The following is a 21,285-nucleotide window of genomic DNA, read 5'->3' as shown; positions in this document are numbered from 1 at the left end:
ACTCTCGCAGTTTTCGTGCTGCCAGCAAATTGCACGGGCGGTTTGGTGTCAACTCACAGAGCCGAACGGACTTAACCGTTTCCGGGCGCCCAGTTCTTGTCCGCCAGCTCGAATCCGGAAAACTGGAATCCGGGTGCCACCGTGCAGCCTACCAGGGTCCATTCTCCCGTGCTTTCCGCGGCCTGCCAGGCCTCGCGCGGTACCACGATCTGCGGTCGCTCACCGCCATTGAGATCGGCCCCCAGCGCATATTCATCCACCGAGCGGCCGTCCGATATGCGCAGCTTTAGCGGCGCACCGGCGTAGAAATGCCACACTTCCACCGCGTCCACGCGATGCCAATGGGATTGGTCACCCGCTTCGAGCAGGTAATAGATGGCGGTGGATTTCGCCCGCCCGTCGCTGCTGACACTGTCCTCGAAGGTGCGCGCATACCAGCCGCCCTCGGGATGGCGTTCCATCCCAAGCGTGAAAATCACGTCCTTGGCGGCCAGCTTTCTCATGCGCGCTCGGCACTCTCAAGTTCGGCGCTCAGCGCCAGCCAGGTTTCTTCGGTGGTCTCGAGATCGGCAGCTAGACGCGCCTTGTCCTTGCCCAGCGCAATCAGGCGTTCGGGAGCCCCGTTATAGATTTTAGGGTCTTCCAGTTGGGTAGCGATTTTGTCGATTTCCACCTTCAAACGGGCAATCTTGGTTTCCGCATCCTTAATTGATGCCTTGATCGGCGCGATCTCGGCCCGCTTGGCTGCGGCTTCCTGCTTGGAGAGCTTGCCGCTACCGCCGCCCTTGCCACCGGCGCCCTTGCTCTCCTTGTTGGACGTGATCGAGCGCTGGTAGCTGTCGAGGTCCTCATCCAGCTCGCGGATGGTGCCGCCCTCGGCAATCCACAGCGTGTCGCAGGTCGCTTCGATCAGGTGGCGGTCGTGGCTGATGATCAGCACGGCGCCCTCATAATCGTTGAGCGCATGCACCAGCGCATCGCGGCTATCGATATCAAGATGGTTGGTTGGTTCGTCGAGGATCATCATCCCCGGGCCGCCAAAGGTGATCAGGCCCATCAACAGCCGCGCCCGCTCGCCACCCGACAGGTTCTTGGCCAGCGTGTCCATGCGCGATTTGGTCAGGCCCATCTGGCTCAGCCGCGAGCGGCGCTTGGCTTCGCTCTCGGTAGGCATCAGCTCCACGACATGCTCGAACGGCGTCCAGTCGGGCTTGAGCTTGTCCATCTGGTGCTGCGCGAAATGCGCGATTTCCAGCTTCTTGCCCTTGCCGAAACTGCCGCCCATCGGCTTGATATCGCCGGCCAGCAGCTTCGCAAAGGTCGACTTGCCGTTACCATTGACGCCGATCAGCGCGATACGATCACCCGGATCGATGCGCATATTGATGTGCCGCAGAATGGTCTTGTCGCCATAGCCGGCAGACACGCCATCCAGCGTGATCATCGGCGTCGCCTGCTCGGCCTTGGGCTGCTGGAAGGTGAACGGTGCCGCATACTCGTCGAACATCGCTGCCGGCGGCCTCAGCTTCTCGATCATCTTCATGCGCGATTGGGCCTGCTTGGCCTTGGTCGCCTTGGCCTTGAAGCGATCGACGAATTTCTGCAGGTGGGCGATCTGGTCCAGCGACTTCTCGCGGCCCTTGTTGTTCAGCTCCATCTGCATTCGGCGCGTCGTCTCGAACGTGTCGTAATTGCCTTTGTAGAAGGTCAGCTTTTTGTGTTCGAGATGGATGATCGAATTGACCGACTTGTTAAGCAGGTCGCGATCATGGCTGATCATGAAGACCGTATAGGGATAGGTGGCCAGATATTTTTCTAGCCACAGCGTGCCTTCGAGATCGAGATAGTTGGTTGGCTCGTCCAGCAGCAGCAGATCAGGCTGGGAAAACAGCACGCCCGCCAGCGCCACGCGCATGCGCCAGCCGCCCGACAATTCATGCGTCGGGGCGTTCTGCCGGTCCTGCTCGAAGCCTAGGCCCTTGAGGATGGACGAGGCGCGGGCATCGGCCGAATAGGCGTCGATATCGGCCAGCCGCGTGTAAATCTCGCTGATCCGGTCGGGGTCCGTGGCAGTGTCTGCCTCCGCCATCAGTGCGGTGCGTTCCTTGTCGGCGGCCAGCACCACGTCGAGCACGCTTTCATTGCCCGCCGGGGCTTCCTGCGCCACCGCGCCGATCCGCGCCTTCTTGTTCAGCTCGACATTGCCCGCATCGGCCGCGATATGGCCCTGCAGCAAATGGAACAGGGTGGTCTTGCCCGTGCCGTTCTTGCCGACGAACCCGGTCTTGGAGCCGGTGGGCAACACCACCGAGGCGTCCTCGAACAATTCGCGGCCCTGGATGCGGTAGGTGAGGTTATTGATGGTAAGCATGGCAACGGCAATCTGGTGAGGAGGGCAAGGTCCGAGCGGCATGCGGCGCCAATGCGGCAACGGCCCTGCGAAAAAGTGTTGGCTGCTGGATAAAGTTAAGAACCCCTTATGGCAACCGCCATTGCGGCATAGTTGACACGCCCGCGCCAAACTCGCCATCTAGCCTTCTCGAAAAAGGAGGCCCGCATGCGCCAATTCGCCCTCGCCACGATCCTTGCTCTCGGCACCACTGCCGCCTTTGCCGATGCCCCGTTCGCGCCCATGCCCGAACCTTCGCCAAACGAAGGCCCCGCCTTCTCGGAATATTCGGCCACCCGCCTCAGCGGCGATCAGGTCCAGCTCACGCTGACCTTCGAGGGCGGCGCCTGCCAGGCGGTCGACGAGCCAGTTCTGGGCGAAGTCTCCGGCGATACGCTGGCAGTCTCCATCCCCACCCACGACACCTCCGAAATGTGCACCATGCAGATCGTGCAGATCCCGGTGGACGTCACGATCTCCGCCGACTCCGCGGTTTCCGTGCTCGACGTCACGGTGCTGGCGCCCAATGGCGAGCCGCAGGTGAGCGGCCCGATCAGCATCTCCCAATAGTCAAAGTGTCGCAGCCTATTGATAACGCTGCGCTAATAAGTTGACTTTTTGAGTCATAAATAATACTCGCGGAGTAATCGGGGCAGGGCAAGGGCCCGCTCCGGATTATCTTCGAGCGAGAATTTCAATGCACCGCATCTCCTGGCTTGCCCTCTTGGCGGCCATGGGCGCCTTTGCGCCTGTTTCTGCCTATGCCCAATCCGCCTTGCCCCGCGTCGAGCTGGAGCTCCGCGCCGGCGACGGGTCCGCTGTCTCGGGCGGCGTCTTCGTGCCCTTTGTCCTCGGCGATGGCACGGTATTGTTCGGCGACGGCTGGGTCAGTTACCAGGATGGCGGCCCGGTCTATGGCTCGGTCGGCGGCGGCGTGCGCCATCAGTTTGGCGATTGGGTCCTGGGCGCCAATGCCACGCTCGACTTTGCCAATTCGCCCTACGACTTTTCCTACCAGCAGCTCTCGGCCGGACTTGAGGCGCTGGGCAGCCAGTTCGAGTTCCGTATCAATGCCTTTGCGCCGCTGGGCGACACGGCAAATGCCGTGGACGGGCTCTCGACCATTGCAGTGCGCAACGGCAGCTTTGTCGCCAATCAGGGCTATGAAGTCGCGCTTTATGGTGTCGATGCCGAGGCCGGCATTCGCCTGCCCGTTTTCGACCAGGATAGCGCTAACGCCCTCAAGCTTTTTGCAGGTGCATTCGCGCAAAGATCGGACCTCACCGGCACGATTTCGGGCCTGACGGCCCGCACCGAGCTAACACTCGGGCTCGATCAATACCTGCCCGGGGCCAATATGGCGCTGGGCGCCGGTCTGCGCTACGACAGCCAGGACCAGCTTTCGGCAAGCGTCAGCATCCGCCTTTCCGCGCCCATTGGCGGCTCCCCGGCCCAGGCCGCGGCTACGTCGCCGCTCTACCAGCGCATCGAGCGCAACCGCGCCATCAGCACCTTGGCCGGCAATTTCGGGGCCGATGAGGCCGCCTTTGCCAGCAATGGCTCCAGCCAGGTGTTGCAGCTTTCATCAGCCAATGGCCCGGCATCCGATCTGAACGCGCTGATTGCTGCGGCCGGCGAGGGGACCATCATCCTGGCATCAGGCGATATCGTGGTCGATGAAACGCTGGCCCTGGTGGCCAACCAGATGTTCATCGGCGGCGGCGGCGTCATCGACCTGCATACCGCCGATGGACAAATGTTCAGCTATGCCAATCCCGGTGACCGCACGACGCTGGTCGCCGCCGCAGGCGCATCACGTCTGGCAGCTCCGGTGGCTGTCGATGGCATCACCCTGGCCGATGGCACGACGCTCTCGACCCTCTCCATCACCGGTGCCGAAAACGCCATCGTCGCCCGGGACGCTGCCAATATCACCATCGACAACGTCACTATCGACGGCGTTACCGGCAATGGCATCGTCCTCAACCGCGTGGACAATGCCGTCATCCGCAACAGCCGGATTTCCAACACCACGATCTGTCTCAGCAATTCCGATTGCGAATTCTCCATCTTCGATCCCACATTCGTGCCGAATGCGGCAGTCAACGCTGTCGGCGTGCAGAACCTGACCATTGCCGGCCTCGATATTGCCGATGTCACCTATGGCATCTTCATCGCGCCCGATATCGACGACAGCGGCTGGCCTTCCGTGGTGACCTCGGAGGCAGAAAATATCGACATCTCCAATGTCCGCATCACCAATAGCCGCCGTGAAGCCCTGATGACCGTGGGTGCCCATGACATCACCATCGATAACCTCCATGTCGATAACTCCGCCCTGGAGCGCGACATGGATTTGGTGGTCTTCCAGACCAGCAACGACATCACCCTCACCAATTCCACCCTCAATGGTGGCGTCAATGGACTGATGTTCGCCTATTATTCGGGGATCCCGGGCGTCAATCCGGCCAATATCTCGGTCTCCAATGTGGCCATTTCCAATACCTCGCGAGCCGGCATTTTCATCAATCCTTCCAATAATCTGAGCTTCACCGACGTCACCATCACCAATGCCGGAAGCTACGGCATCTACATGTATGGCGATAACTGGGGCTTCATGGGCGGACCGGTGCGCGATATCGCCTTCAGCAATGTCGCCATCAATGGCGCTGCCGACGCCGCGGTCTATCTCACCGGGCCCATCGCCAATGTGCAGGGCGCTGTTTCGACCGATGCCGCTACCCCGGCATGCGAAGCCACCAGTGGTCCCTGGAGCGGCACGACCCTGACACAGGATGCGGGCTATGCCTTCACCATAGCGGGCATGGAATTGACCGGCGCCAATCTGGGCATGGTCTGCGGGCAATAGACGAAGCGGGGCAGTCCTGCGCTGCCCCGTCTTGTCTCCGTCGCAGTCTGCGGCTACAAGGCCGCACCTTTCTCAGCCCTTTCACAATAAGGACCAGTTCAATGGCGATCGAACGCACTTTCTCCATCATCAAGCCCGATGCCGTCCGTCGTAACCTCATCGGCAAGATCCTGACCAAGTTCGAAGACGCCGGCCTGCGTCCGATCGCGCTCAAGAAGATCCACATGACCCGCGCCCAGGCCGAAGGCTTCTACGCGGTCCATAAGGAACGCCCCTTCTTCGGCGAGCTGGTCGAGCAGATGATCGCCTCTCCAGTCGTCGTGCAGGTTCTGGAAGGCGAAGGCGCCATCCTCAAGAACCGTGACGTCATGGGCGCGACCAACCCGGCAAATGCCGCCGAGGGCACCATCCGCAAGGACTTCGCCCTCTCGATCGGCGAAAACTCCGTGCACGGCTCGGACGCTCCCGAGACCGCTGCCGAAGAAATCAAGTTCTTCTTCAACGACGACGAACTGGTCGGCTAATGCCCTTCATCAGCGTTCGCATTCTCGAAGGTGCCACCCCGGAACAGAAATCCGAGGTCATCGCCGGCATTACGGACGTGATGGTCAAGGTGCTTGGCAAGAGCCCGGAAACCACCCACATCGTCATTGAGGATGTGCCGTTGGAAAACTGGGGCCACAAGGGCAAATCGGTCGCCGAACTGCGCAAGCAGCCCAAGGCCTGACCCCTCGACGCCTCCGAAAATACGAGGCCGCCCGCCGGGCGGCCTTTTTTGCTTGTTTGTGCTATGATGCACCAAAATCTGAACTCCTTCGCTTCCTCCCGACCATTAAGGGGAGGGCCGGGTGGGGGTTCTCACCCATCCGAAAGTCTCCCATTGTCCCTGCCTGAAACCATTCTTGCTCCGCTCGCCCGTGCCCTTGCCGCCAAGGGGTACGAGACGCTGACGCCCGTGCAAGCCGCCATCATCGAAGATGAAACCGCTGGCCGCGATCTGCTCGTCTCCGCTCAAACCGGCTCCGGCAAGACCGTCGCCTTCGGCATGGCCATTGCCCCAACCCTGCTGGGTGATGCCGAGCGCTTCACCGAAGTCGGCGCCCCTCTGGCGCTGGTCATCGCCCCCACCCGCGAACTCGCCCTCCAGGTGCAGCGCGAACTCGATTGGCTCTATGCCGAAGCCGGCGCCCGCACCGCCTCCTGCGTTGGCGGCATGGATGCCCGCACCGAGCGTCGCGCGCTTGAACGTGGCGCCCATATCGTCGTCGGCACCCCCGGCCGCCTGCGTGACCACATCACCCGTGGCGCCCTCGACATGTCCGCGCTCCGCGCCGTCGTGCTCGACGAAGCCGACGAAATGCTCGACCTGGGCTTCCGCGAAGACCTCGAATTCATCCTCGACGCCGCCCCCGAAGACCGCCGCACGCTGCTCTTCTCCGCAACCGTACCGCGGCCCATCGCCCAGCTCGCCAAGACCTTCCAGCGCGATGCCCTGCGCGTCGCCGCCACCAGCGCCAATGAGCAGCACGCCGATATCGACTACAAGCTGATGCTGGTCCCCGCCGCCGAGCGCGAAAACGCCATCATCAACACGCTGCTCTATTTCGAAGCGGTCAACACCATCGTCTTCGCCTCCACCCGCGAAGGCGTCAAACACCTCTCCGCGCGCCTGCATAATCGCGGCTTTGACGTCGTGACCCTGTCCGGCGAACTCTCCCAGTCCGAGCGCACCAATGCGCTGCAGGCCATGCGCGATGGCCGCGCCCATATCTGCGTTGCCACCGACGTCGCCGCCCGCGGCATCGATTTGCCCGGACTCGACCTGGTGATCCACGCCGACCTACCGACCAACCCGGATACGCTGCTGCACCGTTCGGGCCGCACTGGCCGGGCAGGGCGCAAGGGCACCTGCGTCATCATCGCGCCCATGCATCGCCGCAACGTCGCCCAGCGCATTCTCAAATTTGCCAAGCTCGACGTCTCCATGATGCGGCCGCCCACCGCGGCCGAAATCGACGCCCGCTACCGCGAAGGCATCCTCTCCAATGCCGCGCTTAGCGCGCCGGTCGCCGAGGAAGAGGCCGAGTTCGTTGGCCAGCTCCTCGCCCGTTACACACCCGAAGCCATCGCCGCCGCCTATCTGCGCAAGCAGCTCGCTGCCCGTCCTGCCCCCGAGGACGTCACCGAAAACGCCATGCCCGATAAGCCCGGCGACAAGGACCCGCGCACCCGCGAAAAATTCGAGGGTGGCACCTGGTTCAAGGTCAATCTGGGCCGCAAGCACAAGGCCGAGCCGCGTTGGGTCCTGCCCATGCTGTGCAAGGCTGGCAATGTGACCAAGGCAGCCATCGGCTCGATCCGCATTTTCGACACCGAAACCCATTTCGAAGTGGCCGCCGGCAAGGCCGATGCCTTTGCCGCCACCATCGAGCGCAATGGCTCAGGCGAACGCGGCGTCACCATTTCGCCCATCGATGGCCCCGGTGAACGCCCCTCCGGTCCGCGTCCGTCGGCCAAAAGGCCGCCCGGCCCGGTCGAACGCTATGATCCGGCCGCCCCCCGCCCCGAGCGCGCCGACCGCAAGCAGCGTTATGGCTCGTCTGGTCTGGGCGCCGATGATTTCCGCGCCGAACCGGCCGAGGCTCCCCGTCCGCCCCGCAAGGAATTCGACAAGCCCCGCGCCCCCAAGGCACCGGCCAAGGACAAGGGCAAACCGAAATGGGCCGGAAAATCCGATGCGGCCGCGCATCCCAAAAAGGATAAGCCCGCCGGCAAGGATCACAAACCCAAGCGCAAGCCGCAGATCTAGTCGGGTTGACGAAAGGGGCCTTCGCCCCTTTCACCGCGGCCCCGGCGATTGCCTCACAACTGCGGCGGCAACCGCCTCGGGCGGCAATAGCCGCGTATTGATCGCCATGCGATCCCGCTTCGGATCGGCCGCCGTCCAATGCGTCGTGCAGCCGCACACTGTGCAGAAATGGAACCGTGTCCTTTTCACGCCCCAGCTATAGGTGGAAAAGGACCCGGTCACGCTAACGTCCCGGGGACTGTAATAAGCCCAGAGCACGCCCCGCTTCTGGCAATGGCTGCATTGGCAATCGTTGATATCTGTCGGCGCGTAAGCGGCCTCGAACTGCACCGCGCCACAATGGCAACTGCCTGAGACCGTCATTACTTCCTCGTCTTCGTCTCGATCTCCGGCTTTGCCACGGCCGTCCCGCTTGTCACCGAGTTCGCCAGACCATCGAGCGTGCCGCCTGACAGGCCCAGCTCGCTCATCAACGCATCGATCAACGGAGCCTGGCTGCGATAGCGCAAGGCAGCAGCCACAGCCTGGTCAGCCAAGCCACCACCATTTGCCGCCGCGCCTTCGCCTGCCGCTGCCTGGCTGGGGCCATTGAGCCCGTCCACATGCAGAATCTTGATGCCATCGATATTCTGCATCGGCTTGACGCTTTCCGCGATGATCTGGGGCAGGGCCTCGATCAGCTTGATGCGCACCTGCATGGCGATCTGCTCGGGCGAGAGCGTATTGCTGGCCTCGTTCACCGAGCGCTTGCCTTCCGCCTCCACCTTGTAGGTCGCAGCGGCAGCCTCTGCCTTGAGCTTTTCGGCATCGGCCGAACCCTTGGCATTGAGGCGCGCCATTTCCGCGTCGGCTTCCGCGGCAATCCGTAGCGCCTCGGCGCGGTCCTGTGCGGCCGCCTTCTCCGCTTCGGCGGCGACGGTGATCGAAATGGCCTGCTGCTCAGCCGCCTTGCGCGCCTCGATCAGCTGAATGGCCTTTTCGCGTTCGGCAATGGCGGTCTGGCGCGAGGTCGTCACTTCTTCGGCAGCCTTGGCGGCCACGGCCCGCGCCTCGTCGGCCGCCGCATCAGCCTGCGATTTTTCCTTGCTCTTGATCGACACGGCGATATCGCGTGCCTGCTCGGCCAGGGCGATCTGCTTGGCCTTGTCCACTGCCGCCGCCTCGACCGCCAGGGCCGTGGCGATTTCACGCTCCTGGACGATCTGCCCCGATGCGATATCGGCCTGCCGCACCTGCTGCGCCGCCAGAATCCGGGCCTCCTCGGCCTCCCGCTCGCGCTCGGACTGCTGCTGCTTGATCAGCGCCGACTGCTCGGCCATCCGCACCTGGATTTCGCGCTCCTGCTCGAGCCGGGCGAATTCCTTGTCACGCGCGATCTGGAATTTCTGTGCTTCCGCTTCCAGGTTCTTGCGCTCGATCAGCACCTGGGTTTCCTGCTCGATGTCATTGCGCGTCTTGCGCCGCTCTTCGATCGCCTGCGTCAGCTTGGTCAGGCCTTCCGCGTCGAAGGCATTGTCCGGGTTGAAGAATTCGCGATTGGTCTGGTCCAGCCCGGTGAGCGACACCGATTCCAGCTCCAGCCCGTTCTTGAGAATGTCCTCCGACACCGCCGCCTGCACTTTCTGCACGAAGCTGACACGCTGCTCATGCAGTTCCTCCATCGCCATTTCGGCGGCCACGGCACGCAGGGCGTCGACGAACTTGCCTTCCACCAATTCCTTGAGCGCCGATGGCTCCATGGTCCGGCGGCCCAGTGTCTGGGCAGCATTGGCGATGGATTCCACCACCGGCTGCACCCGCACATAGAACTCGGCCTGCACATCGACCCGCATGCGATCCTTGGTGATCAGCGCCTGGTCGGCCGCGCGGCGCACTTCGAGCCGCAGCGTGTTCATATTGACCGGGATCTGCTCATGCAGCACCGGAAACACCAGCGCGCCACCATTCATGATCACCTTCTGCCCGCCAAAGCCGGTGCGCACGAAGCTCACCTCCTTGGACGAGCGGCGGTAGAGCCGGGAAAACACCAGGCCGATCGCAAACAGCGCGACCAGGATGACGGCAAGGATGGTCAGGATATCGAAAAGCGATTGGGGCACGGGGCTGGTCTCCTGCGGGGCCAACGGCGTTGGCGGGTTTTCTGTCAATGTGCCCATGGGTGTGGGCGAAGGCTGGTTAGGCTGTGGAACTGCCGGCGATCCGGCGGCGTCCGGCATATCTTTGACGTTTGCCGGCGTCTTGACCTTTGGTGGCATTATTCGATTGGTTTGAGCCGGGTAATCGCGCGATAGACCGGCCCCTCCTGCCGGATGATCACCACTTCCGAACCTTCCGGCATATCCACTTCGCCCGCATCGGGCTCGATCAGCAGGTAATGCGTCTTGCCGTGAATATCGACGAGCTTTGCTTCAGCCGGATGTCCGACGCGGGCAATGCCGCGAAACACCGTCGCCACCCGGCCCACAAAGGCCTTGGTGCTGACAGCCTCGGTCTCCTCCTTGGGCATGATCCGGGCGAGACCCAGCCCCAGATGGCGCGTGGCAAAAGCCGCCGCTATGGCCGCTGGGATACTCGCCACCCATGGGTCGAGCGCAAAGCCCAGCGTGCGCCGCAGCACTTCCTGCCCGGCAAAGCCGATCAGCCCGAAACTCGCGGTAAAAAGAATGATGACCACCAGCGCCGGCAGCTTGCCGAAGCTGAGCCAGCTCAGCGTCTGGCTCAGCGGCCCCAGTTCGATCTCGCCGACATCGGCATCGAAGTCAGGCAGGGCGCTGTCCACCGCCGCCGACGGCTGGGCGCCCAGCAGCAGGCCGGCAAGCTCGATAATCGCAATGGCGCAGGTCAGGCCCAGTGCAACGGCAAATGGCGCGGTTTCGTTTGCGAAAATGTCTATCGGCTAGCCCCCCGCTGGTCGATTGGGCCCATGCGCCCGGCGCCTTCCGGCCTTTTATGGACTGTATATTGAGGCCGCCTGCCACCGGGTCAAGCTCTGCATTGCCGGACCATCCGATGGTCCGGGAGAGCACTTCACCTTTCGATCCCGTTCCCCTATATGTCTCAAACGCGTGGACGACCTCGCATTTCCAAATTTTCCGGCCGGGACGACCCGCCATAGCTAGGAGTAAATCCCATGGCTTGGGTCTATCTTGCCATTGCCGGCGTCTTTGAAATGGGTTGGGCCATCGGCCTCAAATATACCGAGGGCTTCACCCGCCCCATGCCGACCATTCTGACTGTCGGCGCCATGATCATCAGTATCGCCCTGTTGGGCATTGCCCTGCGCGACCTGCCGGTCGGCACCGGCTACGCCGTCTGGACCGGTATCGGCACGGTCGGCACCGCCATCCTGGGCATGTATCTGTTCGGCGACCCGGCCACCGTGGCCCGCCTCGCCTCGATCGGCCTGATCATCGCGGGCATTGCCGGCCTCAAACTATTGTCCTGATTTTTCAGATGCTTGCGGCGCTGGCATGACTCAATCTGCCAGCGCCTTGAATCGCTGCATGAGCTTTTCCGCTGCCTGACTTGTGGCAAAAAAGCCGAAGCCATGCCGCCGCAGGGCCGCTTCCCGAAAATGTTAATGGTCAAATCCGCGATCCTTGCTAGATTCGCGGTGGAATTGCCGATCTCGCGTCGCCGGCCCCCAGTTTTGGAGAGCAATAGTGCCCTTGCGTTGGCAGGAAGTGGCAATGCCACTTGTCGTGATCGTCGTCCTTCTTTTCCTCAAACATGTTCCCGCCGCCGCCAACCTGCCGCTCGCCCGCGCCGCCGGAGTTGTCGCTTTCGGCTACGCCGCCTTCCTGGCGCTCCGCCTGGTGCAGGGCGAAGAGGCCGCCAGCATCGATGGCTGGTCCGAATTGCGCCCCTCGATGGTTGAATATTTCGCCTGTTACGGCGCCGCTGCACTGGCCGTGGTGCTCATGTCCGCCGTCATCTTCGTCGGCAGCATTCGCATCGTCGATCCCACGCAGATGATCGCGGCCTTCGCCGCCGCCGTGCTGCTGGGGGCAGGGGCCTTCGGCATTGGCGTGGGGGGCCTCTTCACCAAGGTCCGCTGGAACAATACCCTGCTCGAGCACCAGACCGCGTTCGGCAGGCAGACCAGCCTTGCCTGGTCCGATGTCCGTTCGGTGCGCCCCAATTGGCGCGGCATCACCATTGCCACTCATGACGCCCGCAAGGTCACATTCTCCCAGTTCCATTCCGGCGCCGCCCAATTGGCCAAACACGCCACCAACCGCGCCCGCCGCAACGCCGAAACCGCCACCAAGGCCTTCGCGACGCTGTGACGGGGTTACCCCCACCTAACCTCCCCCTGATAGGGGGAGGGACCGCCTGGTGATAAAAACTCGATCCAGTCCCAAGAGTGGAGAGGTCCCGCCCCCTATCAGGGGGAGGCTAGGAGGGGGTAACGAGAGCCCCAATCTATCCCTCTTATCGCCCACCCCCGCCACCGCCCCCATACTCCCCCCATCTTCCGGAATACGGGCGGCGCTGCAGCGACGAGCGTCCGGGAGCCAGCCGGGGGAGTGGAGGTCGCGCTCTGCTCCGGGTCGAGCGGACGAAACATTTCGGGCGAGGCGCTACGGCAATCCGCTGGGGTTTGCGATCTCGCCGTCCGATAAAGTCCCGGCACCCCGAGGCGGCATCCGTCTCTTTTTTACTCATCACGAGGCGAATGCCGTCTCGGGGTCCGTCCGTCTTTTCGAAAACCGCAGCCAGGCGGCGCTTCCGCACGCCCATCACGCCCCTTGATCCCCCATCAAAACAATCGCTTTGATGCCGCTTCGCCCCTGCGCTATTTTGCCCCTATGAACAAGCCCGTCGCCCTTCGCACCGCCCGTTCGGTCTGCCCGCATGATTGCCCGTCCGCCTGCGCGCTGGACGTAGACATCATCGATATCAGCACCATCGGCCGCGTCCGTGGCGCCAAGGACGATCCCTACACCGCTGGCGTCATCTGCGAAAAAGTCGCCCGCTACGCCGAGCGCATCCACCACCCCGACCGCTTGACCCACCCCCTGCGCCGCATCGGCCCCAAGGGCAGCGGCCAGTGGCAACAGATCAGCTGGGACGAAGCCCTCGACGAGATCGCCGCCCGCTTCGCCCAAATCGAAGCCGAACACGGCGCCGAGGCCATTTGGCCTTATTACTATGCCGGCACGATGGGCCATGTGCAGCGCGACGGCATCGACCGTCTTCGCGCCGCCAAAGGCTATTCCCGCCAATACGACACCATCTGCACCGGCACCGCCTGGCCTGGCTATATCGCCGGAACCGGCATGCTGGGCGGCGTCAATCCCGAACAGATGGCCGAAAGCGATTGCGTCGTCATCTGGGGCACCAATGCCGTGCACACCCAGGTCAATGTCATGACCCACGCCATGCGTGCCAAAAAGGAGCGCGGCGCCAAGGTCGTTGTCATCGACATCTACGAAACCGCCACCATGGCCCAGGCCGATCTAGGCCTCGTCCTGCGCCCCGGCACCGATGGCGCCCTGGCCGTGGCCGTCATGCACGTCCTGCTGCGCGACAATCTAGCCGACCGCGCCTATATGGCTGATTACACCGATTTCGGCCCGGATTTTGAAGCCCATCTGGCGACAAAAACCCCAGAATGGGCCGCCGAAATCACCGGCCTGACGGTCGAGCAAATCACCGCCTTCGCCCATCTCGTCGGCACCACCCCGCGCTCCTATTTCCGCCTCGGCTATGGCTTCACCCGCCAGCGCAATGGCGCCACGGCCATGCACGCCGCCCTCTGCATTCCCGCCATGACCGGCGCCTGGCAGCATCGCGGTGGCGGCGCTTTCCACTCCAATTCGGGCACCTGGCAGCTCGACAAATCCCGCATCACCGGCCCCCATCTGCAAAAGGGCGATCCGCGCTGGCTCGACATGTCCGAGATCGGTCCGATCCTCACCGGCGACGCCAAGGCGCTCAAAAACGGCGGTCCGGTCATGGCCATGATCGTACAGAACACCAATCCTGCTTCGGTCGCCCCCGACCAGACCCTGGCCCGCAAGGGGCTTTCCCGCGAAGACCTGTTCCTCGTCGTCCACGAGCAGTTCATGACCGAAACGGCCGAATTGGCCGATATCGTCCTGCCCGCCACCATGTTCCTCGAGCACAACGATTATTACACCCGCGGCGGTCATACCCGCGTGCTCTATGGTCCGGCTGTCATCGAGCGCCCCGGCGAAACCCGCTCCAACCACGAAGTCATCAACGCCCTGGCGCTGCGCCTCGGCCTCGACGACGTGACATTCAAAACCGGCGACCGCGACCTCGTCGCCGAAACCTTCCGCCGCTCCAATTACGGCGATCTCGACGAGATCGAAAAGACCGGCTTCGTCGATCGCGAACGCCCCGACGCCGTCGCGCGCTACGCCGATGGTTTCGCCTGGCCCGACAAGCGCTTCCGCTTCGCCCCCAATTGGCAAGGCACTGCCGACAAAAAGGGCTACCTCTGGACCTGCGACCCCGCTGACATGCCGCGCTTTGCCGACCATTGGGACGTCACCGAAAAGACCGACGCCGAACACCCGTTCCGCCTCGCCACCAGCCCCGCCCGCGCGTTCCTCAATTCATCCTTCAACGAAACCCCCGGCAGCCAGAAGCGCGAAGGCGTCCCCTCGGTCTTCATCCATCCCGATGACGCAACCCGTCTCAACATCGAAGAAGGCCAATTCGTCACCCTGGGCAATCGCCGCGGCAGCGTCCACCTCACCGCCCGCATCCGCACCGGCCTGCCCACCGGCGTGCTCATCGCCGAAGGCCTGCACCAAAACAAATCCCATCGCGGGGGCAGGGGCATCAACACGCTCACCAACGCCACCCCAGCCCCACCCTTCGGCGGCGCCACATTCCACGACGCAGCCGTCTGGATCAGACCACTTCCCCTCTCCCCTTGAGGGAGAGGGATAGAAAATCTGCGTCCAGCAGATTTTCGAGGGTGAGGGGTTCTGCGCTCCCCCATCGCTTCAATGCTTGCTGAGGCAACCCCTCATCCCAACCGAATTCGCAAACGCGAATTCGGTGACCCTTCGGGCACCTTCTCCCACAAGGGGAGAAGGAAGAGCTCAGGTATAAGCCCCCCAAAAGAAATACCCGGTCATAAACACCCCATATACAATCACTGCTGCCCGGATCACCCCGGTCGGCACGTGATGGGCATTGCGCGCCGCCAGATATCCGCCCACCGTCACCCCAACCAGCGCAATGGAGCCGTGATACCAGTCGATCGATCCATTCAGCGCAAACCGGGCCACGGCCACAATGGCCACCACCGACGAGATCCAGAGCTTGAGCCCGTTCATCGCATGGATATCGCTTAGCCCCGCCGTGGCGAGGAAAGCCAGCAGCAATATGCCCAGCCCGGCATTGAAAAACCCGCCATAGACGCAGACGCCGGCCAGGAAAACCGTCAGCAAAACCGTGCCGACCAACTTCATCCCCCGCCGTCCCCCGCTATGGGCGGCCACGAAGGCATTGAGCTGGTTGCCGAACGCAAACAACAGCACGGCAAACAGCATCAGCCAGGGGACGACCTTGGAAAACTGCTCGTCCGACACCACCAGCAGCAATTCGGCGCCGATCCAGCCGAACACCAAAGCGATGATGGTGTAGAGCACGAGCCGGTTCTTGTGCTGGGCCATGGCATGCCAATAGCCGACCGCGCCGCTGACATAGCCGGGCATGGCCGCATAAGTATTGGAGGCATTGGCAATCACCGGCGGCACGCCCACCGCGAGCAGGGCAGGAAACACGATGAACGATCCGCCCCCAGCCAGCGAGTTCAAAGCCCCGCCCACCAGCCCGGCAATCAGCAGCAATATTTCAAACACAAACTTATCCCCCGACACTCCAGATAGCCCTAGACTGATCAAACGCCATTGCCCAATGCATTTGTCTGATCCGCCTATCACCTCGATTGATGCCGCATCCCTGCCATGCAGTTGACAAATCGGCCCTCTGGCCTCATTTAGCCGCAAGGTTACTGGCACCCGCCGCTCGCCGGAAAGCGTTTTCCGATGGTGAAGCCAGCTCGTTGAGCAAGACATCCGGGCAACTGGTTCATCTTTGCGAGGCGCTTCATGGCAAGGCGAGCACCCATGATTTGAGCAGCCTCATGCAAATGAGAGGACCTTTCATGTCTTTTTCGCTCGATACCCCAAGCATTCAGACGCTGAAATCCGAGGCCAAGGCCTATCGCGAGGAACGTGCTCGCGTTGGCGAAACCATCACCCATGGTGCCGCTCTCGAAACCGTGGCGCGCGCCCATGGCTATCGCGATTGGAACACCGCCCGCGCCATGTTGCCCGAGCGCGTTGCCACCCCTGTTCAGGTCGGCAACCGCGTCAAGGGTACCTATCTGGGCCAGAATTTCCGTGGCCTGGTCATCGGCGTGCAATTGCTGAGCAATATGCGGCACTACCAGGTGACGATTAACTTCGACGAACCCGTCGACGTGGTCACCTCCGAGCTGTTCTCGGCCTATCGCCAGCGCGTCACCACCACCGTGGATATCAACGGCATATCGCCGGCCCATACCGGCAATGGCCAACCCCAGATGCGGTTGATGCGGGAATAGCAATGTCGGCGCTTGTGGATGGCAGGGCTGCTCGCCGCGGCCTTGCCATCCATCGTCTCCCGCCGATATATCTGACCATCCTCCACCAACGGGACGAGCCATGACCACCCAGACCAAGCCCATCGAAGCCTATTCGCTGCCCACCCCGAACGGGCAAAAACTCCACATCATGCTTGAGGAACTGGGCGTCCCCTATACCTATCACCGCATCGATATCGGCAAGGGCGAGCAATTCGCGCCCGACTTCTTGGCCATCTCGCCAAACAACAAAATCCCCGCCATCATCGATCCCGAAGGGCCCGGCGGCGAGCCGATCTCCATCTTTGAATCCGGCGCCATCCTCAAATATCTCGCCCTCAAATTCGGCAAGTTCTACCCCACCGATCCGCGGGCCCAGGTCAAGGTCGATGAGTGGCTGTTCTGGCAGGTCGGCGGCTTCGGGCCCATGCTGGGCCAAAACCATCATTTCAATCTCTATGCGCCCGAAAAGCTGCCCTATGCCCAAAAGCGCTATATCGATGAGACCCGTCGCCTCTATGGCGTGCTGAACAAGCAGCTTGAAGGCCGCGACTACATTGCCGGCGACTATTCCATCGCCGATATCGCCTCCATTGGCTGGGCCCAGGGTTGGAAAGGCCAGAGCCAGGACATCGAGGAATTCCCCAATGTAAAGGCCTGGATGGAGCGCATGGCTGCCCGTCCCGCCGTTGCCAAGGGCCTGCTCGTCGGCAAGTAAGCCGCATGGCGCCGTCCTCCTGGGCGGCGCCATTTCGTCATGCCTGCCGGGCCATTGGCGTGCCCGCCACGATCTTCCACACCCTTCGGCAGAAACCGCTTGCCATAGAGGAACGCGCCCGCTATCCACCCCTTGCCGGAGAGGTGGCCGAGTGGTCGAAGGCACACCCCTGCTAAGGGTGCAGATGGGCAACTGTCTCGAGGGTTCGAATCCCTTCCTCTCCGCCATCGCCTCTCATGTGCGATTTTGTGCGCTCCCATTGCGCAGTCACCCCCCTCAAGGATTGATCTCATGGCGTCGCTGCATATCCGTCGCGCATCGCCGGAATCGAATATGTCGACAGCGGCCGCATCCGCATAGATATCGGTGCAACCGGCCACCACCGCGAAAACGGCACCTTCAAAGCCGGCGGCCGGCTTGTCCCGATGGACTATTGGGAAGGCGAAGACATCGACAAAAGCTGACCGCGTGCTTGTGTCTTTATGCGCCGACTCCACTTGCCGGAATATAGATTCCCTGATTAGTTTTCGGACGTTAATTGGGGGACTTCAAATGATTAGGACTACTTTGGGCGCCATTGTCATGGCGCTGTTTTTGTTCGGCTGTACATCAACCACCTTGACGACATCATTCGACCCGAAGCAGGCCGCCTTTATCAATACGCAGGGCAGCGCGTCGATAACCGGCCAGGCGTTTCTTCGCCGCAATGACGGAATTGTTGTCTATGCTGCTGGCAGCGAAGTGACGCTGATACCCAAGACGCCATACAGCGATGAGCGCATCGCAGCGATATATGGCGGCGGGAAAATCAGCTATTTTGGCGCGAATTTCAAAAACGATGCTCAAGAATACTATCAGTACACGAGGAAGACCGTGGCCGATGGTGAAGGGCGCTTCACCTTCAACGACGTCGCCGCCGGATCGTATTATGTGACGACCTCGGTCATATGGATGGTTCAATACGTTCAGCAGGGCGGCGCCCTGATGGAGCGCGTGACTGTTTCGAACGGCCAAAAGGCCAGCATTATCATGAGCGGTCGGTAGTGTTCGGACGGCGGCCGCACCGGCAGTGACATCGGCGCCTCGCCACAGTTGGGCGAGGCGCCTGGCCGTAGTGCTAGCTTCGATGGAGCATCTTCAGCGCATCGAACAGGATGCGGGGATCATGCTGGCCTTTGTAGAAGGGAGAAACTTCGCGGGCGAGGCCGAGCAACCCAAAAACGGCGATCTGTGCGGACCGCACTGAATATTCGACGGTGAACACAACATCGTCGGGGACTTCGGCATATTGGCCAATGAAGGCAAGGTTTCGTGATCCTGCCGGAATGACCTGTGGGCGGTCCGTTCCGGTACGCGGCATGAACTGGCTGGTAATGTATGGCATCATCGCCGGGATGACGATCGACGTGTCGCGAATGTGCTCCAACTTTTCGGCGAAGCGCAGGTGGAGCAGGATTTCTTCGAGGATTTCCCGGCCCGTGCAGTCCGACATTTTCTTTTGCACAAAATTGCCCACCTTGTCGGGAAACAGGCCGTAGCCCCACCAGACCCAGGTGTCCTTCGGCTGCTCGTAATAGTGTGGCTGGTGGTTGAGCACGACGGTCAGCAGCCAGTTGGAATCCTTGATGGTGACAAGCCCGCCTTTGCCCGCTTCGCTGCCGGAAAAAGCTTCGAGCAGATCGAAGAAAGTCGAGTCATGGGCTGTGACAGTAATGGACTCCCACTTCGATTTCTCGATATCCGAGCAGAATGCCGCTGGGTGGCCGAAGTCCGGTGATTTCGCTGCCAACCGCTGCCACAGTTTCCAGGCGCCGCCGTGTTTTTCCGTTTCCAGAACCGGGGCAGTCGTGGACGAACCATATGTGGTGTCGGACGTCATGCTGCCATTGGTGACGAAGATAAGGTCGTCTGCCCCCAGGCCGATATCGCCCTCCTTGCCTTCCGCGACGTAACGGATCCGGGTGGCCCGCTTTTCGGCGCCGTCGAAGGCCACATCGATATCCGTCACCTCGGTCCGCGGCCGGAAGATGACGCCTCGTTCCTTAAGCCAACCGACAATGGGGCGCACCATGGCGTCATATTGGTTGAACTGGGTTCGGTAGATACCGGCCATCGTATCGATGGTGGAGAACAGGTGGGTAAAGCGCAGGCAATAGCGTTTGAATTCCACCGCGCTGTGCCACGGCTCGAAGGCGAATGTCGTACACCAGATGAACCAGAAATTGCTGCGGAAGAAATCGGGTTGGAACCAATCCTGGATCGTCCTGGTGCCAAGCGCCGCCTCGGGCGTGGCGCAGAGGTTGACGAGATCGAGCCGGTCGCGTTCGCTGAATCCCAGATTGGCCACGTCGACGATGCGGCCCTCCGCCACGAGCCTCGCCCTGTCGTTCCAGAAAAACTCCTGATGAAACTCCATCAGTTCATCTTTGGCCGACTTCTTGGGATCGCTGATGGCCGGGATGAACGATAGCAGGTCGTAAGTGCAGTTGAACTTTTCTTCGAACATGCGCCCGCCGCGCATAGAATAGCCATCCTGCGCATTGCCCCGCGCGTCGAGGCTGCCTCCATAGCCCTCGTCCTGCTCGAATATGGTGATGTTCGGGCCGGGAAGTCCGCCTTCCTTGACGAGATAGGCCGCGGCGGCAAGCGAGGCTATGCCGCTGCCGACCAGGTATGCTTTCCTATCGATATTGCCAGCTGATCTTTGGGCTGTTGTGCTGTCGCTCATCAGTCGATCCTTCCTGTTGCCGTTCCCCGACAGGCTCGCAAGCCTTTGGGAGTTACGGAAAAATTGGCGTGATCAACTTATCGCTTCCAGGCAGCGGATAAACCGCAAGTCGGCCGCAAAGCGCAGGCTTCCTTAATCCCACCTTTCGGCAGAACCTGGCATCTACGCTCTTTTTTCGATCAAATCGAAGCCCGGACAAGCTGACCCCGGGCAGATTGCTCGGGGTCCAGTGTGAGGGATCGGTCAGCGCGCAACAGCGCGGCCGATTGCGATGATGATGCAAGCGCCGATGAAGCCGGCGATCAGGTAGCCGATCCATCCGCCGAACGAGATGCCCAATAGACCGAGCACCAGGCTTGCGACAATGGCGCCGACAATACCCAGGATGATGTTCATCAGCAGGCCGGTATTGGTCTGCATGAACTGCTTGGCAAGCCATCCGGCAACACCGCCGATAATGATGGCCGCAAGCCAGCCTACACCGTCAAAACCCATTGCTTTTCCTCCTCAAGAAAAGGGACTCGACAATCGGAAGCCTGACAGAATGCGCGCAGAAGGCAAGCGATCGTCCGCCAGGCCCGCACGGACCGATCAGATTCGCTTGACCAGCTCTTCGAGCTGATCGGTGCACTGACCCCATCCTTCGTGAAAACCCATTTCCTCATGGGTCTTGCGATCTTCTGCCGTCCAGTGGTGGACAATGGCCGTGTAGCGCGTCTTGCCCGCTTCCGGCGTGAAGGTCAGCACCACCGTCATGAACGGCTTGGCCGAAGGCGCCCAGTCGCCGATATAGGCATCGGTAAAGACCAGCTTCTCATTGGGCACGACTTCCAGATATTGCCCGGGATTGGGATATTCCGTGCCGTTTTCGTCGGCCATGGTCACCACGCTTGCCCCACCGACGCGCACGTCGAGCACGGCCTTGGGCGTCGACCAGGGCTTGGGAGCGAACCATTGCGTCAGCAGCTCCGGCTGGGTCCATGCCGCATAAAGCTTTTCGCGCGGCGCATCGATCAAACGAGTCAGCACCAGGTCACGGTCGGTGTTCTGGGCGGCATTGTCTTGGGTCGTCATCTGGAAATCCTCCATGTTGCGGTTTCATCCAGTCAACGAACCGCATCAGGCATTTTCGACAAGCCTTGCTCATTTTCTTGGTTTTTT

General features: G+C 61.7%; 20 protein-coding genes, 1 tRNA gene and 1 pseudogene. 13 read left to right on the top strand and 9 right to left on the bottom strand.

Annotation, left to right across the window (positions count from 1 at the left end):
- Nucleotides 1–71: 71 nt before the first annotated feature.
- On the bottom strand, nt 72–503 hold the full coding sequence (locus QQL79_RS09930) for a cupin domain-containing protein (protein ID WP_284390319.1): 432 nt from the start codon (nt 501–503) through the stop codon (nt 72–74).
- Nucleotides 500–2,371 (bottom strand): ABC-F family ATP-binding cassette domain-containing protein, encoded by a 1,872-nt coding sequence (locus QQL79_RS09925; RefSeq protein ID WP_284390318.1) that lies wholly within the window; start codon nt 2,369–2,371, stop codon nt 500–502. Before QQL79_RS09925 ends, QQL79_RS09930 begins: the two co-directional genes overlap by 4 nt.
- 186 nt (nt 2,372–2,557) lie before the next feature.
- Here QQL79_RS09925 and QQL79_RS09920 point away from each other — a divergent pair, with 186 nt between their 5' ends.
- From QQL79_RS09920 to QQL79_RS09900, 5 genes are all read left to right on the top strand, one after another.
- Entirely contained in the window at nt 2,558–2,959 is a 402-nt protein-coding gene (locus QQL79_RS09920; protein ID WP_284390317.1) for a hypothetical protein, read from the top strand.
- Nucleotides 2,960–3,086: 127 nt separating this feature from the next.
- Complete coding sequence (locus QQL79_RS09915) at nt 3,087–5,258, top strand: right-handed parallel beta-helix repeat-containing protein (protein ID WP_284390315.1); 2,172 nt, start codon at nt 3,087–3,089, stop codon at nt 5,256–5,258.
- Nucleotides 5,259–5,359: 101 nt separating this feature from the next.
- Nucleotides 5,360–5,782, top strand: a complete 423-nt coding sequence (ndk, locus tag QQL79_RS09910) for a nucleoside-diphosphate kinase (RefSeq protein WP_284390313.1) — start codon at nt 5,360–5,362, stop codon at nt 5,780–5,782.
- A complete protein-coding gene (locus QQL79_RS09905) occupies nt 5,782–5,985 on the top strand; it encodes a tautomerase family protein (protein WP_284390311.1) in 204 nt (67 codons plus the stop codon). The genes ndk and QQL79_RS09905 overlap by 1 nt, the downstream gene beginning before the upstream one ends.
- Before the next feature lie 153 nt (nt 5,986–6,138).
- Nucleotides 6,139–8,067 carry a DEAD/DEAH box helicase gene (locus tag QQL79_RS09900; protein ID WP_284390309.1) on the top strand — a complete coding sequence of 643 codons (1,929 nt, stop codon included), beginning with the start codon at nt 6,139–6,141 and terminating at the stop codon, nt 8,065–8,067.
- Nucleotides 8,068–8,097: 30 nt separating this feature from the next.
- On the opposite strand, the gene QQL79_RS22595 is transcribed toward QQL79_RS09900, so the two are convergent.
- The 3 genes from QQL79_RS22595 to QQL79_RS09890 all read right to left on the bottom strand — a co-directional run bounded on the left by QQL79_RS22595 (nt 8,098) and on the right by QQL79_RS09890 (nt 10,954).
- Nucleotides 8,098–8,430 (bottom strand): GFA family protein, encoded by a 333-nt coding sequence (locus QQL79_RS22595; protein WP_440588464.1) that lies wholly within the window; start codon nt 8,428–8,430, stop codon nt 8,098–8,100.
- Nucleotides 8,430–10,166 carry a flotillin family protein gene (locus QQL79_RS09895; protein WP_284390307.1) on the bottom strand — a complete coding sequence of 579 codons (1,737 nt, stop codon included), beginning with the start codon at nt 10,164–10,166 and terminating at the stop codon, nt 8,430–8,432. Before QQL79_RS09895 ends, QQL79_RS22595 begins: the two co-directional genes overlap by 1 nt.
- Nucleotides 10,167–10,321: 155 nt before the next feature.
- Complete coding sequence (locus tag QQL79_RS09890) at nt 10,322–10,954, bottom strand: YqiJ family protein (RefSeq protein ID WP_284392860.1); 633 nt, start codon at nt 10,952–10,954, stop codon at nt 10,322–10,324.
- Between the two features lie 243 nt (nt 10,955–11,197).
- On the opposite strand from QQL79_RS09890, the gene sugE reads away from it, so the two are divergent.
- The 3 genes from sugE to QQL79_RS09875 all read left to right on the top strand — a co-directional run bounded on the left by sugE (nt 11,198) and on the right by QQL79_RS09875 (nt 14,981).
- Nucleotides 11,198–11,512: a quaternary ammonium compound efflux SMR transporter SugE gene (sugE, locus tag QQL79_RS09885; RefSeq protein ID WP_284390305.1), complete on the top strand. Its 315-nt coding sequence runs from the start codon at nt 11,198–11,200 to the stop codon at nt 11,510–11,512.
- Nucleotides 11,513–11,756: 244 nt separating this feature from the next.
- Complete coding sequence (locus tag QQL79_RS09880; RefSeq protein WP_284390303.1) at nt 11,757–12,356, top strand: hypothetical protein; 600 nt, start codon at nt 11,757–11,759, stop codon at nt 12,354–12,356.
- Nucleotides 12,357–12,878: 522 nt separating this feature from the next.
- Nucleotides 12,879–14,981, top strand: coding sequence for a molybdopterin-containing oxidoreductase family protein (locus tag QQL79_RS09875; RefSeq protein WP_284390301.1), 2,103 nt, complete (start codon nt 12,879–12,881; stop codon nt 14,979–14,981).
- A gap of 168 nt (nt 14,982–15,149) precedes the next feature.
- Here the strand turns inward: QQL79_RS09875 and QQL79_RS09870 are convergent, their stop codons facing one another.
- Complete coding sequence (locus QQL79_RS09870) at nt 15,150–15,914, bottom strand: sulfite exporter TauE/SafE family protein (protein ID WP_284390299.1); 765 nt, start codon at nt 15,912–15,914, stop codon at nt 15,150–15,152.
- 305 nt (nt 15,915–16,219) lie between these two features.
- Here QQL79_RS09870 and QQL79_RS09865 point away from each other — a divergent pair, with 305 nt between their 5' ends.
- The 5 genes and pseudogenes from QQL79_RS09865 to QQL79_RS09850 all read left to right on the top strand — a co-directional run bounded on the left by QQL79_RS09865 (nt 16,220) and on the right by QQL79_RS09850 (nt 18,440).
- Nucleotides 16,220–16,660 carry a glyoxalase superfamily protein gene (locus QQL79_RS09865; RefSeq protein WP_284390297.1) on the top strand — a complete coding sequence of 147 codons (441 nt, stop codon included), beginning with the start codon at nt 16,220–16,222 and terminating at the stop codon, nt 16,658–16,660.
- A 100-nt stretch (nt 16,661–16,760) separates the two neighbouring features.
- A pseudogene (locus QQL79_RS22565) lies at nt 16,761–17,012 on the top strand (glutathione S-transferase N-terminal domain-containing protein); the annotation flags it as partial.
- A gap of 189 nt (nt 17,013–17,201) precedes the next feature.
- Entirely contained in the window at nt 17,202–17,396 is a 195-nt protein-coding gene (locus tag QQL79_RS22560) for a glutathione binding-like protein (RefSeq protein WP_370461249.1), read from the top strand.
- 137 nt (nt 17,397–17,533) lie between these two features.
- Nucleotides 17,534–17,623, top strand: a tRNA-Ser gene (locus QQL79_RS09855).
- A gap of 355 nt (nt 17,624–17,978) precedes the next feature.
- Entirely contained in the window at nt 17,979–18,440 is a 462-nt protein-coding gene (locus QQL79_RS09850) for a peptidase associated/transthyretin-like domain-containing protein (protein WP_284390293.1), read from the top strand.
- Between the two features lie 73 nt (nt 18,441–18,513).
- On the opposite strand, the gene QQL79_RS09845 is transcribed toward QQL79_RS09850, so the two are convergent.
- The 3 genes from QQL79_RS09845 to QQL79_RS09835 form a co-directional block, all read right to left on the bottom strand.
- On the bottom strand, nt 18,514–20,124 hold the full coding sequence (locus tag QQL79_RS09845) for an oleate hydratase (RefSeq protein WP_284390291.1): 1,611 nt from the start codon (nt 20,122–20,124) through the stop codon (nt 18,514–18,516).
- A 243-nt stretch (nt 20,125–20,367) separates the two neighbouring features.
- On the bottom strand, nt 20,368–20,619 hold the full coding sequence (locus tag QQL79_RS09840) for a GlsB/YeaQ/YmgE family stress response membrane protein (protein WP_284390289.1): 252 nt from the start codon (nt 20,617–20,619) through the stop codon (nt 20,368–20,370).
- Between the two features lie 96 nt (nt 20,620–20,715).
- Entirely contained in the window at nt 20,716–21,198 is a 483-nt protein-coding gene (locus QQL79_RS09835; protein ID WP_284390287.1) for an SRPBCC family protein, read from the bottom strand.
- Between the last annotated feature and the right edge of the window lie 87 nt (nt 21,199–21,285).

Source organism: Devosia yakushimensis, from assembly GCF_030159855.1.
Taxonomy (GTDB): Bacteria; Pseudomonadota; Alphaproteobacteria; order Rhizobiales; family Devosiaceae; genus Devosia; species Devosia yakushimensis.
This window is presented reverse-complemented; position numbering and strand designations above follow the sequence as displayed.